Genomic DNA, 17,421 nt, shown 5'->3' on the forward strand with positions numbered 1-17,421 from the left:
GGGTAAATATGTTTATCAAGGATACGTTCTCTTTTTTAGCAGAGCTAGAAAACAATAACCAACGCGAGTGGTTTAAAGAAAACCAAGAGCGCTACGAAGCCCAGGTGCGCAGTCCTGCTTTAGCGTTTATCGAAACGATTCGCCCTCAAATTCTTGATTTGTCTCCCCGCCTAACAGCAGTAGCAAAGAAAGTCGGCGGCAGTATGATGCGTCCGCAACGAGATAGCCGCTTTAGCAAAGATAAAACTCCGTATAAGCTCAACGTTGGTATTCAGTTTCGTCATTTTCAAGGCAAAGACGTTCATGCGCCTGGGTTGTATTTGCATATCGCCAACGATGGTTGTTTTATTGGAGCTGGAATTTGGCACCCCGATGCAAAGGCTCTCAATGCAATACGACAATGCATTGATGAAAACCCTAAAGCTTACCAAAAAGCCCTCAAGGCCTTAGAAGCTGCTGATTTTGAGATGGTTGGTGCAAGTTTGGTGCGTCCGCCGCGAGGCTTCGACAAAGAGCACCCGCTAATCGATGAACTCAAGCGTAAAGACTTTATCGCATTAAAGACCATTACACCGGAGCAAATCTGCGCCACTAATTTTGACAGTTTTTTCGCAGCTCAAGTACAGCATAGCCAAGCCTTAATGGCTTACCTATGCTTTGCCCTAGATCTGGACTATTAGCGCAACGCTAGTTGGTAGAGCTTAAAGCCAAATTAAGCCCTGTGGCTAATTGCCGCAGGCTATCAACCTGCTCGACCAACATTGCTCCTTGCTGGCCAACATTATCAGAAATGTCCTGAGCGCTTCCGACACTCTTTTCTACTTCAACACTGGCGTCATTTAGCATATGTACCGCGCTTAACTGTTGCCCAATAAGTTGAGCTAGCTCTTCAATCCCTGAGCGAGTTTGCCCAATCTGCGTAATGATGCCTTCAACCTCTAACGCAGTAGTTTCAATGATAGTTTGCCCTTGTACCACTTCTTTACGACTGGTATCTAAGATTTGACGAATGTCAGTAGCGGCTGCAGTACTTTTACTTGATAACTCCCTAACTTGCTCGGCTACCACTGAAAACCCTCGCCCGTGATCGCCAGCCCTAGCAGCTTCAATTGCTGCATTGAGCGCAAGCAAGTTGGTTTGCTCTGCAACTGAGGTAATTAAGTCAGCCACTGAAGTGATTTGCTCATTCGTCGATAAGATACGTCCTATCGCTTCGATAGATGCGTTAAGGGATTTAGAACTATTTTGAGCCTGTTGATTGATGGTCTCACTGTGTTGGCTTAATTCGGTAACAAACTGATCTGAGCGAGCCATATCACTGGTCATTTGGCGTAATTGCTGCGCCATTTGTATCGCGGAGCTAGACTGATTCCCACAGTTGCTGGTGAGTTCTCCAACATGCTGATGCAAGGCTTGTGATTGCTGATTAAGTTGATCCGATACCACGTTAAGTTGGCCAAGGTTCTCAGTTACTTGAGTTAACACCGTGGTTAACTGCTGCTCCCCAATCTTAGCTTGTTTAGCGCTACTTAAGGTTTGCTGCTGCGCCATTTCCGAGTTACGAATGGCTTGATAACGAGAGCGAGCGCTGAACGCTTGAGCAATCGCGATAATCAGCATAGGCAACACAATACCGGAATAACGCTCTACTGTTTGCGCGCTTTGGCTAAGTTCAATGCTAGGAAACTCGTAAGCTTGCGATGATAAAATCAACATCCATATGCAACCAAGCCCTACGATACTTGCCCAAACACTTGCGCTAACAACGCTAGAGGAAATATAAAATGCCACAATAACCACTGGCATCCACAATATTTGGTCGCTAGCTACAATCCCACCGTCTTGAAAAACGATGTTTAGACTATGTACCGCCATACCCAAAAAACCAATATTTAATGCAATTCGGCGATGTCTAAATCGAAGCAGGATACCCGCCATTAGTTGAGCACAGACCAACACCATAGAGCTAAGTACTAAGGCTTGTTGATCGTGTTTCGACCATTTAACTAGGCTATAAACACCGACCCAAAAGGCTAAAAAGCTAAAAAACAAAATTGTATCTACGGCGCGTAATTGCGACCGGTTCCAGTTATGTTGGTTGGGCATAAAAATATGCTTCCAGAGCGACATTGGATTCATTCACATTCCTTTGACAATGAATTAACGCTGCCACAACATAACTGCTTTCACCTCTCCTGGACAGAGCTCCTACCAGTTTTTGTTGAAAACATGGCTAAGATCTCAATATTGGTGACACTCGTAGTGAGTGTTTGCGCTAAAGAATCGGCATACAGAATTTTATTAAAGACCTTAGTTCGGCCGAAGTGATACCTATCCCATTATATTTTTGGTCTTTTACTTGTTGTACTAAAACGCTTAGCTTTAGGAAGAAGTAGCGGTTATTAGCGGTCTAATGACAAGAGTTATGACGACAAGATTGGTGTTTTAGTCAAACAATAGTGATCAATAAATTACTGTGATTGGTATTACATAAAAGGTTTAAGGATGCGCTGTATTTCTAAGGTTTTTTCCGATACAAACGCTTGGCTCAATCGAGACTCTATATTCAAGCGCAACAAGGGTTCACTTGCAGATTGTCGTAAATTAAAGCGCCAGTCTTTAAATTCCAAACTTAAACCGTCACTATTATCATCGCTTTCAAATTGCCCAGCGTAGAACTCATACACGGCTAATGTAGCCAACTCGGCATTATTAAGCTGCATATTTATCTCTCCAGAAATAACCAATTGTTGTTGATAGCTTTCAACCAACTTTGACATCGACAGATCGCGAGTATTGATTAGTTGTGCCACCAGCAACCACGGGATCATACCGCTATCGCAATAATTGAAGTCTCGAAAGTAATGATGTGCACTGAGCTCTCCGCCATAAATAGCATCAAACTGCCGCATTTTCTGCTTAATTAGGGCGTGGCCTGCTGGCGAAGACAGTGCTTTCCCCTTGTAACGCTGCGCCAGATCTTGTGCCAACCACGAACACCGCGACTCGTGGATAATGCAAGCGCCAGGTTCTAGCTGCAAAAAGACTTCGGCGAGTAAGCCAACAACATAATAGGCATCTACAAATCGCCCTTGTTCATCAAACAAGAAACAACGATCAGCATCGCCATCCCACGCGATTCCAAGATCGGCTTGATGTTCAATCACTGCATCTTTTGTTGACTGCCGTCTATCGGGTAACAGCGGATTAGGAATGCCATTTGGGAAATGTCCATCGGGCTCAAAATGAATGCGGATGAAGGTAAATGGCAAATACTTCGCTAAAGCATCGAGCATATGACCAGCTACACCATTACCCGCATTGACGACGATCTTTAGTGGCTTACAGTGTTTAACCTCGATAAACCCCAATATGCAAGTGGTGTAAGGATCTGAAATATTAAACGTGGTTATGCTTTGTGAATAATCGATACCGCTGGGCTTCGGGAAATCAGCTAACGCTACTAATTTACGTATCGATTCTAGTCCGTTATCGCCACTAATTGGTTTGCTTTTTTTGCCTACCAACTTCATACCATTGTAGTGAGCGGGGTTGTGACTTGCGGTGACCATTATCGCCGCATCAAGTTTAAGGAAGGCGCTAGCGAAATAGATTTCTTCTGTTCCCACTAGTCCGAGGTCCAAAACCTTAACCCCACCATCAACAAGCCCCTCCATAAGGGCTTGCGCTAAACTAGGACTGCTCAATCGTGCATCATAGCCAACCGCCATACGACTCGCCGACAAAAACAAAGCACATGCACGTCCTAATCGATAGGCAAACACCTCATTAATTTGTGTCGGCAAAGTGCCCCGAATGTCATAGGACTTAAAGGCGTCAGTATTGCAAATGTTCATCTGACTTGCCCAAGGCCATGGCGCCTATTCGACGCCAACCATTGGCCCCGCACTCCATACTCTGTAAGCCAGATCGTAGCCCTCAGGTAGGTATACAACCAGTGGTATTTTACTATTATAGTTACGCAACTCGCCCGGTACGATGGAAGCAGAACTACGTTTCGGCATATCTTCCGGGCAAGCCATCAAGGTTTGTGGCATTGGTTTGTCGTACTCAGCAAGCTCATAGTAGCTGTAGCCCCAGCCCTCAAGCGACTTGCGATCCAAACTGCCACTGATAAATCGCTCATTGCAGTCGTACTCACCCGCTTTAGAGACCACTAACTCAATTTTCACCACGTTTTCATCTTCCAGCATTGGCAGTTCAACACTGTACTTTTGTAAACCATTCAACGATTCTGCAAACATGTGGTCGGCAGCTTTTTCATCTGCATTAGCAATACCGCTCAGTGAGATAACGCCAAAAAGAGCTAGGGAAATTTTATGCATAATAACCTCAAAATATTTTGTCCGATTAAACCATTGCTATAATGGTCGACGACGGTTTTAGTTTAGAACTCCATGCAATAATTCTAGTACTTCCCTATCGATAATTACTAAAACACGAATTTATTCTAATTGAGCTTCGCCATTACAGCTACACAAACTGATAACCGGCTTTGATTTAGTACCTCTAAAGCTTTTACACCTGGACCATTCATTCTATGATTAATAAAGATTTGCTTAGAATGGACATAGAATTTGATCCCAAATGATATTAGATCATCAGTTGTGTGGCCATGCATACTCAGTGAAGGCTTAACAAATGCACTGTTGGATAAAGCCCAGTTTTTCGAATCTTTCAATGAGATGGGATATAACAAATCAGGAAGCGTGCCAAAAGGTGTTGTGTATGTTCTTTCAGGGGCAACCGCCGTTTATTTTCACTCCAGTCCTAAAGATTGTTCCTATGTTGGTTTATTGGCATCAACATCTTGGCTCGGTGCAAGCGGTTTTCAAGATAACCTTTTCCAAGATCTAACCATCGAATATGAACCCATAGTCGACCTCAGTTTTGTTTTATTCAATTACAGTGATATTGAAGACATTTGTGAGCGCCAGCCAGAATGCCATAAATGGCTGTTCTCGTGTTCTCGACAAATGAGTTTCAATTTGTTCCAGTTCAATTTTTTACAGAACTATTCCGTTAAACAACGCATTATTTATAGCTTATTTTATTTACTCGCCAAAACCCAAACTCCGCTTAAGGGTAGCTTTCCAAGTTTAGCCGTTAGCCAAACTGTATTAGCTATTGCCAGCGGCGTTGGTCGCCCTCGAGTTAATCAGGTAATCAAAGGTTTAAGTGATGAAGGTCTGGTTAGTTTCGAATCCCGAAAGACCACCTTTTTAGATTTAGAAGGCTTAGCCCAAAAGCTCGATGGTATTGAATTCACGATTTATGACCCTGTTAGCATTGTCCTTACCCGCTACCAAAAGGATAAGCCATGAGTACAAGTATACAAATCAGCACCATTCAATGGCCTTGCGAGCTTAGTGACGAGTTTAAATATGATCTTCTAAAGTGCGCGAAACGGCGAACTCTATTTGAGCAAAACGATAGTAACCCGTCCTACAACCGGCCAAAAGGCTTAGTCTATATATTGGCTGGAGCCGCTTGTTTCTATTTTCTAGACAAAAATAGTCGAACCATCTTCGGTGGATTAATCTCTCCCCGAGATTGGGCTGGAGCAGCAGGGATGAAAGGTGGTTACAACCATGCACCAGGGATCTGGATGCGTCCTATTCAGCCTCTGGATTGTTTATTTATTGGCTTTGACGACGTTGAAAGGCTAAGCCAATCGCATTTGGAAATGTATAAGTTTTTGTATTTTGCTAATCAAGAAATTCAATATAAGTGGGGTCAGGTTCAATTGATGTTGAACCACAATAAGCAGCAGCGCGTTGCTTACGCACTAATTGAATTACTTGCGCTGCAAAAGTCCTATATTGATACCTATCCACGCATTCCTATTAGCCAACACGACTTAGGCTTAGCTTGCGGCCTATCAAGGCCACGGGTAAATCAGGTATTGCAGGAATTTGTTCGGGCCGGGTTTATTTCCTTAGAGCGAAAATACATTGGAATTGTCGACCAATCTCGTCTTGAGGCTGAGATTGACGACGTAGAGCTGATATTTACAGACCCCCGAAAACGACTTCGAAAATTGGACTAATCACAACGATTGCACCACTGACTTGATTCGCACGCCTTCAATTAATGGCGCTAACTATAAAATCCACGATGTTTGCGATAGTCAAATTGAGAAACCTGCCAATGATTGATGAGTTTTTGCTTTAGCGATAACCATAGGCAGAGCTACCGGTCCAGATCCTAAAAGCGGTCTCAAAACTAGCTAGGTTATCGTAGCCTAGTCGCCGTGCGATTTCGTCTAGGCCTATATCGGTAGTGCTAAGGTATTGCAAAGCGACACGCTGTTTGGTGTTATCGAGCAGCTGCTGATAACTAGTACCTTGCTTGGATAAGCTTTTCACCAAGGTCGCGGAGGACATTTTTAATTGATGAGCGAGCTCATCAATGGTCGGGTAGTGGTAACTGCATTCTGAGAACACCTGACTGACAACGACTTCAATTCCAGATGGTACCGTGTTTGGTTGTGAATTAAGGTAGCTTGAGTTGGAAAGCTGAACATTAATCGGATTTGGGCTTAGGCCGATTGGATGTATATCAGTAGCATCAAATTTCCAAATAACTTCAGACGCATCAAAGCGAATTGGGCAATTAAATACCTCTCTATATATCTGAGAGTACTCTGGTGCTGGGTATGGCAAACTCAAACTGATATTTTTTAAGGGTGTCGGGAACACGTCTAAGCATAAACTTTGAATCGAACTTAACCAAAATTCAGTGCAAAATGGTAATCCTCGACCAATATCAATGCCGAGTTCGCCAGCAAAGATTCCAATTTCGCCCTCCAAGGCCATCCGCTTCTTGAATACAGGCCCAGCTAGATTTAGTACATCGATGCCCAAACGCAGAGAATCTAACAAGGTAGCACTGCTCATTACAGCCTCACCTAAAAACCCAAAATCACTAAACCGAATACCTTTGCCTGCTTTAAGTGCAAAATCGTCATCTGGGCTTAGTTTTTTAACCTGTTCTAGTACGACAAGCTTTTGTCGAAAACTCACTAGCGCTTGTGTATCGAATAGCTGGTCTAGCTTTATGCCGCTGCCTTCTAGCGCAAGCTCTGGTTCCACATTGTGTTGGATCGCCAGTTGACTGATTAGGTAGCTAAGATCATAGATACGATGTTCTTTATTATCCAGACTTGCAAGATAGGTTGCGCTATATTCCATTATCCCCTCAGGATGGTTAAACCAGCTATTACAATTTACCGTAAAACACTCGCCTATGCATTGCTGATACCACAATTTGTGTTCTAGCATAGCGTAAGTGTTCACAACTTTAGGATTATAGATGGATTACCTTCAAATGAATCGCAAAGCTTGGGATCAACGAACCGAAGTACATTTAAGCTCCAAGTTTTATGATGTAAGTGGATTTCTAATTGGTAACAGTTCGCTCAAGGAAATAGAACTTAGTGAACTTGCACCTCTGGTGCAAGGCAAACAGTTTTTACATCTACAATGCCATTTCGGTCTTGATACCCTAAGTTGGGCTCGTCTGGGAGCTCATGTCACCGGCGTAGATCTTTCTCCCAAGGCCATTCAAGCAGCACGAGAGCTAAGCCAGAAAATTAATATCGAGTCCCAGTTTATTGAAGCTGACATCTATCAGTTTGCCCGGTCGAACACACAGCAGTTTGATATTGTTTATTGCTCATATGGGGCTATTTGCTGGTTACCTGATATCCAAGCTTGGGCCGATACGATAGCCAGTAAACTGCGAAAGGGCGGCATATTCTATATGGTCGAGTTTCACCCCATCTACGATTTACTGGTAGGTTTCGACTATTTTCATCAATCTGAACCCGACATCAGTGAAGAAGCCAGCTATGTCGATCCTAATGGCGATGGAAAATCAAAAATGGCAACCTGGGCACACCCTATAAGTGACGTTATAACCAGTCTTATCGACGCTGGACTCGACATTGAGTTCCTACATGAGTTTGACTATAGCCCTTACGACTGCTTTGAAGGGCTAATTGGCGCTGGTAATGGGCGCTATCATCATGTGCATCATGTGGGGGATATCAAACATAACAGCCCATTAACCTATTCGATAAAAGCTAGACGTCGCTAAACTGAGCTTGTTAGTTGCGACAAAAAGCTTGCGGCGTACATGCGATAAAATGTCATTGTTGAAAAGATATGTCCATTGTGCAACGTTGCCATAGCCAGCGCTTGCCCAGCTCGATAGAATGGCAAATACAACCTTACGGTTTAGACGCCAGTAATCTATCGTATTTGGTTCGTATCATTGACCATAGACTAGGAGTAGAAATTCCATGAGAATCAAAATGCTCACCATCGTTAGCTTTCTTTGCTTCGGTCTCTCAGCTTGCGTCAAACTCCCCCAAGGCATAGAACCAGTAACTAATTTTGAGGTAAACAAGTACCTTGGACAATGGTATGAAGTTGCTAGGTTAGACCATAGCTTTGAACGTGATTTAGAATTTGTTACCGCCAATTATTTAGCGACAACCAATGATTGCCTTACGGTGATAAATCGAGGCTACCGTGCCGAGCAAGACGAATGGAAACAAGCGCGCGGTCACGCCTGCTTTGTTGAGGAAAGTGATCTTGGCTACCTTAAGGTAAGCTTCTTCGGACCTTTCTATGGTTCCTACGTAATTTTTGAACTCGAGCAGGAAGATTATAGCTATGCATTCGTAAGTGGACCGGGTCGCGATTACTTGTGGTTTTTGTCCCGTAGCCCAAATGTTAGTGAGCAACAAAAACAGCACTTCTTAGACGTTGCGAGCGACAAAGGTTTTGCGATTGAAGATATTATTTGGGTTAAACAGCAATAGCCCGCTGCTAAAGACTAAGTTTGGCGCTCGAGTCTCGCTGTACCAATCGTGGGCGTATTTGAGTCTCAAATTGAGGCATAGTCCCGCTGACCATCTGCAATGCTTTCGCAGCCGCTGCTGAACCCATGTCAGCAACGGGCACATGAATAGAGCTAAGCTTGGGACGTAGGTAATTCGAAAACACCATGTCATCAAAGCCGACCAAAGACAATGAATTGCCAATCACCAAGCCATTCTCTGCCGCCAAATCATAGGCCCCTAAAGCAATGTGGTCATTACCACAGAATAAAGCTGTAAAGCGCTGTTTGCGATCGAGTAACTTTTGCATAGCCAGACGCCCGCCATCTTCTTCGAAATAACCTTCAACCAGTAGATTAGGATTTAAATCCAAGCCAAATTCATGCAGTGCGCGTCGATAACCAGCGAGTCGCTCTCGACTATCATGCTTAGCTAAGGGGCCGGTTATAGTTGCTATTTGTCGATGCCCAAGTTCTAACAAGTGCTTGGTTGCCAAATAGCCACCATATTCATTGTCGAAATAGACACATTGGGACGAAATTTCAGGAATATAGCGATTAACCAACACCAACGGGGTTTTTGCCCGCGATAGCTCTAAGATCTCTTCATCACCCATTGCGCTTAAATGCAAGATTAGCGCATCAACACGGCGCGACAATAAAAAACGAATCGCATCACGTTCTTGCTCTAAGCGGTCACCACCACTGGTGACGATCAAGTGCTGCCCCTGAGCACGAAGGCCTTCTTCAGCACTATGCATTAAAGGTCCATAAAAGGGCCCAGACAATGTGCCAACAACCATTCCGATGCTGTACGAGCGATTACTTGCTAGTGCTTGTGCAAACGAGTTGGGTTGATACCCAAGACTGGTCATTGCCGCGTGAACTTTCTTTTGATTTGCCGGGGCAACTTTAGGGTTGGAATTTATGACCCTTGATACAGTTGCTTGGGAAACGCCTGCAAGTTCAGCGACTTCTTTAATGGTTGGCATCGAAGTATAAAGGGCTCAATTTCGAAATAATGAGCGTTGATCTTGCACACTCTATAACAGGTATTCAAGTGAATGTTGAAACAAGCCAAATTTGCTTCATAGTTATTTCATAAACAGAGTGTTAACTGACAATTAGGCATAAAAAAACCGCCTCAAATGAGGCGGCTTGTTGGCTGCATAGTTATGCAGGCTTTGTACGAAGTTCAGAGTTTAAGGCATGTGCTCAGGGGAGCTTACTCTTCGTCTTCTTCTTGTAGCTCGGCTTCGTTAATATCTACATCTTGAGTGATAGGTAATCGAACGAAAAAGCCGCGACCCGTTGCGAAACAACGTGTTTTTTGCTCACTTGTAGTTTCCATTGCTAAATCTCCTTGATTATTTGCAATTCAATAACAGCATCTGCTCATTTTTAGTATCCATTTTCGTAACTATCCAAATGACTCTGCTTGGTCGATAACAACTTCAGAGCATTTAGATTTGCAGTCCGATTGCAAATGCTGGGCACAAACTACCTGATGCAAAACCAAAAATAAAGCACCAAATAAAACCCATAAAATGAATATATATTGAATAGTAGCAAAATAAAAACCATTGATTTCTGAGATCAGCTCCAAAAACAGCACTTTAGAGCCTCACTTGACTTGCTTCGATTTTTTTGATGGCCCCCCAAAAAAAACCTTCAAAAATGTGAAGTAATTCACAGGCTTGAGTTTGTTTGTACATAAAGCAATCAAAATTCTAAAGCTGTCCCGCAACGACCAACATACGCATTAAATGTGGCAAACTTCGCGCCGCCATTTTTTGCATAATTCTTGAGCGATGTATTTCGACCGTTCCTTGCGCAATATTCAGATCAATGGCAATGACCTTGTTGGCCTTACCTTGGGTTACCAGAAACATAATTTCATTCTCACGCTTCGTTAAACTGCCAATGCGCTTATCAATTTCTTGTCGTTGCTCTAAATCAACCCGGTTTTGGAGATCGCTTTCAATGGCTTTTTCGATTTTATTAAGTAAATCAAACTCTCGAAATGGTTTTTCCATAAAGTCAAAAGCACCATTTTGAATCGCCTCAACCGCCATCGTTATGTCACCATGCCCGGTAATAAAAATAACTGGTAATAGCACTTGCTGCTGATTAAGCTTTTCTTGTAGAACCATACCCGACATCCCTGGCATACGAATATCAAGCAACAAGCAGCCATGAGTATCTTCAAAGCCGTTCAAAAAACTGTTGGCATCCGGAAAACTCTGATAGTCATACCCGACACTACTGACCATCAACTCAATCATATCGCGCACACCCGCATCATCATCAACGATGTAGATTTTGGCTTTTTGGGTATCATTCATAGTCTTTAGTTTTTCCTTATTACTTGATTGTGGGCAGCAACACGGTAAAAGTCGCACCACCTGCTTTTCGATTACTGGCACTTAAGGCACCGCCATGTGCCTCAATTAAGTTGTAACTAATTGCTAAACCGACGCCCATACCATCTTTTTTAGTCGACACAAAGGGGTCAAAAATCTTACCTATTATATTGTCTGCAATCCCTGGGCCATTGTCGTGGACGTCTATCCATACTTTTTCGTCTTCGCTTCGCACTTTAATCCAAATTTCTGCCGAATCGAGATCTTTAAGTTCATCGATTGCGTTACGTAATAAATTAGTAAGCACCTGTTGTAATTGAACAATATCCCCATTGACCCAACAGTTGTCGACCATTTTTACGATTTGAATATCGATTTGCTGTTGCAATGCCACATGCGACACTAATTCGACACTTTGCGCTACAAGCTTGCTAACTTCGATACGCTCTAAGGTATGGGTACGGCTTTTAATAAATTCGCGGGTACGGACAATAATTTCGGAGGCTCGAAGTCCCTCACTTGCAATTTTATCCAAAATTTCTGCTAGCTTTTGTTGCTCACCCTGACGATTAAATCGCTGACCGATGTCGGCATAACCGGTAATTGTCGCCAGTGGCTGATTAAGCTCATGCGCGAGGCTGGTTGCCATTTCGCCCATCATGACTTGCCGGTCAAGCTGCTCTAACTGCTGTTGCAGTTCTTGACGCGTTTCTAAAGCCGCCAAGGTTTGATCGTGTTCGTCTTCAATGCGTTGCTGCATTTCGTTATAGGAATCGACTAACACATCGAGTTCGTCAATTTGTTCGTTTGCTAATCGCTCTAAGTGCAGAGGACGACCATAACCGGCTAGTTTACGAGTTTTCGTGTGCTCTATTAGCCTGTTTAGATGACGTCCAACATTTCGCTCAAATACATAGCTTAGGAAGCCAACTACTAATAGCGTTTTTAAGAAATTCGAGAATAATACCGTCATTGCGTAGTTAGATAGATCCCAATACACGCTTTCTAAGTCGGCCGCAATGAACAACTCTCCGAGATAACGTCTATCGTTACCTTGATCAAAGACTAAAGGAATGCGCTCACTACGACGCTGAATTGTAGAATCACTACCATATTCAAATAAGCGGCCATCACTTAGGCTTAGACGGACCTTACGAACATAAGGAAGTTGTAAAACCCCTTCAACTTGCAAACGAGTAGTCGCATCATCAAAATCCCAAATGCTTTGCACTAAACTCTTCTGTATTGATCCGCGCACAATGGTCGAACTACTTTCAATGGTTTCAATATGATGACGGTATTGAAGTCCTAGCTGAAATAAGGTCATTGCCAAGGTCACACATGAGCTAAATAGAACGGCGGCCACAATCATTTTGCGTGCTAAAACATGCTGTTGCCACCATTGAAATCGAAACATGAACATCCTTATTCAAGACTACTATTCGGCGTAGGGGTTATCCCCAATTGTGCGCTTTTAAACATCAGCATACTATTTTGATACTTATCAGCAAAGGCGAATGAAATGCTCAATCATCGCTTGGTGGTGCTTGGCTCAAAAGCATCGCTTCCAGCAGCCTGCCTAGAAAAAATTGAACGAATGGCAGGACCAGTACTTTGGTCACAATCGTTAGAGCACATAGATAACAACAGTTTAGCTTGTGCATCTTTAATACTAGTTGATGCACATATAGCCGATCTTGAATCTCAGCTATTTGAAACGATGTGCCACAACAGCGATATGTTAGTGGTTGTTTATCAATGTGACCGCGTCAAACAAGCTGTGCAAGTTATGAAACTTGGTGCAAGCCAAGCCGTGCCTGGTGATCTGTGCTCATCGATGATAGAACAAATGCTATTAAAATTCCTTCCAAGTCAATCTTAAGTCCTCTGTCTTTGTTCAGATTAGCAAATTGACAGTCCCGCGTTAACACTTTGTCCACGAATTAGAAACCAAATGTGACCCCTAGCCACAAATGTGTAACAGCTTTGTCGTGATATCGCGTGGATATCTATCCATACTTGACTCCCCGCCTAGTTCTTTCCATATTACTAGGCTGCACAGCAAGTTTTGATGGCTAAGCATTGCCAAAACCATCGTCAAGCACAAGTAAACTAAACCATAAGGTGGTGTAAACCTTGTGCCCTTGCATAACAAAGTCCAGCTAGACGACTTGGCTCTCCAAGTTTCATCTGTGTCAGCTTTCGACTCACAGCAGAACCAACAGAATTTAACGATAAGGCTCAGACGCCCTATTATTATTGGATTTAACTTACTAAAGGATAGAAGTATGCAAATCGGGATTCCGAAGGAAAGCTTCGATAACGAAAGCCGAGTTGCGGCGACCCCGCAAACGGTGGTTCAGCTCATAGCACTTGGTTTTGAAGTTCTGGTCGAAGAAGGCGCCGGTTCAAAAGCCAGTTTTACCGACCAAGCTTATCTTGACTCGGGGGCAACCATAACTCAGCAACAACAAATTTTGGACTGCGGCCTCATTTTGATGGTCAACGCTCCAAATCAAGATGAGCTCCAAGCTATTAAAGCCGGTACTACTGTCATCAGCTTTGTTTGGCCGGCTCAAAACCCCGAGTATCTCGAAGCAGCAAGAGCCCAGGGTATTAATCTACTCGCTATGGATATGGTGCCACGCATTTCCCGTGCACAGTCTTTGGACGCCCTAAGCTCTATGGCAAATATCGCCGGTTACCGAGCCGTTGTCGAAGCAGCCCACAATTTTGGACGCTTCTTTACTGGACAGATTACTGCTGCTGGTAAAGTTCCACCCGCAAAAGTTCTGGTTATCGGGGCTGGTGTTGCCGGTTTGGCAGCAATTGGTGCAGCAGGAAGTTTGGGAGCTATCGTCCGCGCTTTTGATACACGCCCAGAAGTTGCAGAGCAAATTAACTCTATGGGGGCTCAGTTCTTAGAGCTCGATTTCGAAGAAGAAGCAGGCAGCGGTGACGGCTACGCCAAAGTGATGAGCAAAGCCTTTATTGAAGCAGAAATGGCGTTATTCGCAGAACAAGCCAAAGATGTAGATATCATCATCACCACTGCACTTATCCCCGGTAAACCCGCTCCAGAGCTTATCACTGAGGCAATGGTGAAAAGCATGAAGCAAGGCAGCGTGATTGTAGACTTGGCCGCCGCTACCGGTGGTAACTGTGCACTTACCGAACCTGGGGAAGTTGTGCAACGCGAAGGCGTCACTATTATTGGCTATACCGATTTGCCAAGCCGACTACCGGCTCAAAGTAGCCAATTGTACGGCACAAACTTAGTCAATCTACTCAAGCTTTTAAGCCCAGAAAAAGACGGAAATATTGACCTAAACTTCGATGATGAAGTGATTAGGGGTGTGACAACTGTTCGTGAACAAGAAATCACCTTCCCACCACCAGCAATAAAAGTCAGTGCGCAAGCTAAGCCGCAGCCAGCGAAAGCTGTAAACGCGCCGGTTGTGGAAGAAGCTCCAAAACGACCATGGCTAAAACCACTACTTGCTGCTATTGCTGTTTTTGGTTTTGCAAAGGTTGCTAACGCAGCACCAGTTGAATTTTTACAACACCTTACGGTCTTTGTTCTAGCGTGTGTCGTCGGATATTACGTGGTCTGGAACGTCAGCCATTCCTTGCATACACCCTTGATGAGTGTCACCAACGCAATAAGTGGAATTATCATTGTTGGAGCCTTAGTACAGATGACCGCACAAGCCAGTGGGATTGTATTATTCCTCTCAGGAATTGCGATTCTAATCGCTAGCATCAACATCGCCGGCGGTTTCACCGTCACTCAGCGCATGCTTAAAATGTTCCGCAAAGACTAAGGAAAACATCACATGTCACAAGGACTACTCGTTGCTGCATACTTAATTGCAGCTGTATTGTTTATCTTCAGTCTCGCAGGCCTAAGTAAGCAAGAAACCGCTCAACGCGGTAATATTTTTGGAATCATCGGTATGGTGGTTGCGGTTATCGCAACCCTTGCAAGTTCACAGGTCAGCGGTGGAAGCTGGATTATCACCTTAGCTATGGCAATTGGTGCTGTGATTGGGGTTAAATTGGCACTTAAGGTTGAAATGACCGAAATGCCGGAACTGGTTGCGATTTTGCACAGTTTTGTCGGTATGGCCGCAGTTTTGGTTGGGTTCTCTAGCGCAATTGACCACCCCGATCTCATTGGCGCGGCTAAAAGCATCCATGATGTCGAAGTGTTTCTCGGGATCTTTATTGGTGCCGTCACCTTTACCGGTTCCGTGGTCGCCTTTGCCAAGCTGCGTGGACTTATCTCAAGCTCTCCAAAGTCGCTTCCCGGTAAACACTGGCTAAACTTAGGCATGCTACTCGTCTCTATTTGGCTAGGTAGTATCTATATGGGCAATGGCAGCATGTTTGCGCTCATTCTGATTACGTTAATTGCCTTTGTATTCGGCTACAACTTGGTGAACAGCATCGGCGGCGCAGATATGCCTGTAGTCGTATCAATGCTGAACTCCTACTCGGGTTGGGCTGCTGCTGCAGCAGGTTTCATGCTCGGCAACGATCTACTCATCGTAACTGGTGCTTTAGTTGGTAGCTCGGGAGCCATCCTGTCTTATATCATGTGTAAAGCCATGAACCGCTCCTTTATTAGTGTCATTCTCGGCGGTTTTGGCACCGAAGAAGGCACCATTGTCATCGACGGTGACCAAGGTGAACACAGCGAAGCTAGTGCTATTGAAGTCGCTCAGATGCTTAAAGACGCACGTTCAGTCATTATTGCCCCAGGCTACGGAATGGCAGTGGCACAAGCGCAATACCCGGTTGCAGAAATAACTAAACAACTGCGTGCCAAAGGAATTGATGTACGTTTCGCTATTCACCCTGTTGCAGGTCGCTTGCCCGGCCACATGAACGTGCTGTTGGCCGAAGCCAAAGTACCCTATGACATTGTGCTAGAGATGGACGAAATTAATGCCGACTTTAAAGACACAGACGTGGTTTTGGTTATTGGCGCAAACGATACCGTCAATCCAGCAGCACAAGAGCCAGGCAGTCCCATCGCAGGTATGCCTGTGCTAGAAGTATGGAATGCTAAGAACGTGATTGTGTTTAAACGCTCCATGGCTACCGGCTATGCTGGAGTTCAAAACCCATTGTTCTTTAAAGACAACACCGACATGTTGTTTGGCGATGCTAAAGCCAGCGTTGATGCGATACTTAAAGAGCTGTAATTAGCAACAAATTCATTTAATTGTGACTAAGCCAAGCATTCGCTTGGCTTTTTTTATATAAGCGATTTGAATTGTCACTGAGCTTTGCTAGTCTTGAACTTTCCTAAAATCGCACCGAGATTTTTATGAGCAAAGTTATCATCGAAAAATGCCTTTTCCCTGCAGCTGGTTATGGTACCCGCTTTTTACCTGCGACCAAATCCATGCCTAAAGAAATGATGCCTATCGTCAACAAGCCCTTAATTGAATATGGTGTTGAAGAAGCTCTTGAAGCTGGTATTGAAGGCATGTGCATTGTGACAGGCCGTGGTAAGCATTCGATAAGCGACCACTTCGATTCCAACTACGAATTAGAGCACCAGATCAGCGGCACCTCTAAAGAAGCATTGCTCACAGATATTCGCCACGTGATCGAGAGTGCTAGCTTTACGATGACCCGCCAACGTCAAATGAAAGGCTTGGGGCATGCGATTTTAACCGGCAGACGATTGGTCGGTGATAATCCCTTTGCCGTGGTACTTGCCGATGACTTATGTATTAACGAAGATAAAGGCGTACTTGCCCAAATGGTCGATTTATACAAACAGTTTCGTTGTAGCATCGTTGCGGTGCAGGAAGTCCCCGATGAAGAAACTCATAAATATGGGGTTATCTCTGGCGAAATGATAAAAGACGACCTATTTAGGGTCGATGATATGGTCGAAAAACCCGAACCAGGGACTGCCCCAAGCAACTTAGCGATTATTGGTCGCTATATTCTCACTCCAGATATTTTCGATATTTTGGAACGTACTGAGCCCGGTAAAAATGATGAAATTCAAATTACCGACGCCTTACTAGAACAAGCGAAAACTGGTTGCGTACTTGCCTACAAATTTAAAGGTCGACGTTTCGATTGTGGTAGCGTGCCAGGTTACATAGAAGCAACCAACTATTGCTACGAAAACATCTATTTACCAAAAAACAAAGACTAGCCCTCT

17 protein-coding genes are annotated in these 17,421 nt (G+C 44.1%); 9 read left to right on the top strand and 8 right to left on the bottom strand.

What is annotated here, in order from left to right:
• Positions 1 to 8: 8 nt before the first annotated feature.
• Positions 9 to 680, top strand: coding sequence for a DUF2461 domain-containing protein (locus DBZ36_RS19535; protein WP_120356665.1), 672 nt, complete (start codon positions 9 to 11; stop codon positions 678 to 680).
• 7 nt (positions 681 to 687) lie between these two features.
• On the opposite strand, the gene DBZ36_RS19540 is transcribed toward DBZ36_RS19535, so the two are convergent.
• From DBZ36_RS19540 to DBZ36_RS19550, 3 genes are all read right to left on the bottom strand, one after another.
• The gene (locus DBZ36_RS19540; protein WP_120356666.1) at positions 688 to 2,139 is read right to left on the bottom strand and encodes a methyl-accepting chemotaxis protein; all 1,452 of its coding nucleotides are present in this window, start codon (positions 2,137 to 2,139) and stop codon (positions 688 to 690) included.
• Positions 2,140 to 2,486: 347 nt separating this feature from the next.
• Entirely contained in the window at positions 2,487 to 3,857 is a 1,371-nt protein-coding gene (locus tag DBZ36_RS19545) for a phosphohexomutase domain-containing protein (RefSeq protein ID WP_120356667.1), read from the bottom strand.
• A 24-nt stretch (positions 3,858 to 3,881) separates the two neighbouring features.
• Complete coding sequence (locus DBZ36_RS19550) at positions 3,882 to 4,346, bottom strand: ecotin family protein (protein ID WP_120356668.1); 465 nt, start codon at positions 4,344 to 4,346, stop codon at positions 3,882 to 3,884.
• A 252-nt stretch (positions 4,347 to 4,598) separates the two neighbouring features.
• On the opposite strand from DBZ36_RS19550, the gene DBZ36_RS19555 reads away from it, so the two are divergent.
• Entirely contained in the window at positions 4,599 to 5,345 is a 747-nt protein-coding gene (locus DBZ36_RS19555; RefSeq protein ID WP_120356669.1) for a Crp/Fnr family transcriptional regulator, read from the top strand.
• Positions 5,342 to 6,070, top strand: coding sequence for a Crp/Fnr family transcriptional regulator (locus tag DBZ36_RS19560; RefSeq protein WP_120356670.1), 729 nt, complete (start codon positions 5,342 to 5,344; stop codon positions 6,068 to 6,070). The genes DBZ36_RS19555 and DBZ36_RS19560 overlap by 4 nt, the downstream gene beginning before the upstream one ends.
• Positions 6,071 to 6,191: 121 nt before the next feature.
• On the opposite strand, the gene DBZ36_RS19565 is transcribed toward DBZ36_RS19560, so the two are convergent.
• Positions 6,192 to 7,214 (bottom strand): AraC family transcriptional regulator, encoded by a 1,023-nt coding sequence (locus tag DBZ36_RS19565; protein WP_158589156.1) that lies wholly within the window; start codon positions 7,212 to 7,214, stop codon positions 6,192 to 6,194.
• Positions 7,215 to 7,335: 121 nt separating this feature from the next.
• On the opposite strand from DBZ36_RS19565, the gene DBZ36_RS19570 reads away from it, so the two are divergent.
• Complete coding sequence (locus DBZ36_RS19570; protein ID WP_120356672.1) at positions 7,336 to 8,121, top strand: class I SAM-dependent methyltransferase; 786 nt, start codon at positions 7,336 to 7,338, stop codon at positions 8,119 to 8,121.
• A 205-nt stretch (positions 8,122 to 8,326) separates the two neighbouring features.
• Entirely contained in the window at positions 8,327 to 8,851 is a 525-nt protein-coding gene (locus DBZ36_RS19575; protein ID WP_120356673.1) for a lipocalin family protein, read from the top strand.
• 7 nt (positions 8,852 to 8,858) lie between these two features.
• Here DBZ36_RS19575 and DBZ36_RS19580 read toward each other — a convergent pair whose 3' ends face one another.
• The 4 genes from DBZ36_RS19580 to DBZ36_RS19595 form a co-directional block, all read right to left on the bottom strand.
• Positions 8,859 to 9,860: a LacI family DNA-binding transcriptional regulator gene (locus DBZ36_RS19580; protein ID WP_120356674.1), complete on the bottom strand. Its 1,002-nt coding sequence runs from the start codon at positions 9,858 to 9,860 to the stop codon at positions 8,859 to 8,861.
• A gap of 233 nt (positions 9,861 to 10,093) precedes the next feature.
• The gene (locus DBZ36_RS20745; RefSeq protein WP_267900186.1) at positions 10,094 to 10,219 is read right to left on the bottom strand and encodes a hypothetical protein; all 126 of its coding nucleotides are present in this window, start codon (positions 10,217 to 10,219) and stop codon (positions 10,094 to 10,096) included.
• A 379-nt stretch (positions 10,220 to 10,598) separates the two neighbouring features.
• Complete coding sequence (locus DBZ36_RS19590; protein ID WP_120356676.1) at positions 10,599 to 11,213, bottom strand: response regulator transcription factor; 615 nt, start codon at positions 11,211 to 11,213, stop codon at positions 10,599 to 10,601.
• 19 nt (positions 11,214 to 11,232) lie between these two features.
• On the bottom strand, positions 11,233 to 12,648 hold the full coding sequence (locus DBZ36_RS19595) for a sensor histidine kinase (protein ID WP_158589157.1): 1,416 nt from the start codon (positions 12,646 to 12,648) through the stop codon (positions 11,233 to 11,235).
• Positions 12,649 to 12,753: 105 nt separating this feature from the next.
• Between DBZ36_RS19595 and DBZ36_RS19600 the strand changes: the two genes are divergently transcribed.
• From DBZ36_RS19600 to galU, 4 genes are all read left to right on the top strand, one after another.
• A complete protein-coding gene (locus tag DBZ36_RS19600; protein WP_120356678.1) occupies positions 12,754 to 13,113 on the top strand; it encodes a hypothetical protein in 360 nt (119 codons plus the stop codon).
• Positions 13,114 to 13,519: 406 nt separating this feature from the next.
• Positions 13,520 to 15,055 (top strand): Re/Si-specific NAD(P)(+) transhydrogenase subunit alpha, encoded by a 1,536-nt coding sequence (locus DBZ36_RS19605; RefSeq protein WP_120356679.1) that lies wholly within the window; start codon positions 13,520 to 13,522, stop codon positions 15,053 to 15,055.
• Positions 15,056 to 15,067: 12 nt separating this feature from the next.
• The gene (pntB, locus tag DBZ36_RS19610) at positions 15,068 to 16,441 is read left to right on the top strand and encodes a Re/Si-specific NAD(P)(+) transhydrogenase subunit beta (RefSeq protein ID WP_120356680.1); all 1,374 of its coding nucleotides are present in this window, start codon (positions 15,068 to 15,070) and stop codon (positions 16,439 to 16,441) included.
• Positions 16,442 to 16,578: 137 nt separating this feature from the next.
• The gene (gene galU / locus DBZ36_RS19615) at positions 16,579 to 17,415 is read left to right on the top strand and encodes a UTP--glucose-1-phosphate uridylyltransferase GalU (protein ID WP_120356754.1); all 837 of its coding nucleotides are present in this window, start codon (positions 16,579 to 16,581) and stop codon (positions 17,413 to 17,415) included.
• The last annotated feature ends 6 nt before the right edge of the window (positions 17,416 to 17,421 follow it).

Origin of the sequence: Alginatibacterium sediminis (assembly GCF_003610775.1) — a bacterium.
GTDB lineage: Bacteria > Pseudomonadota > Gammaproteobacteria > Enterobacterales > Celerinatantimonadaceae > Alginatibacterium > Alginatibacterium sediminis.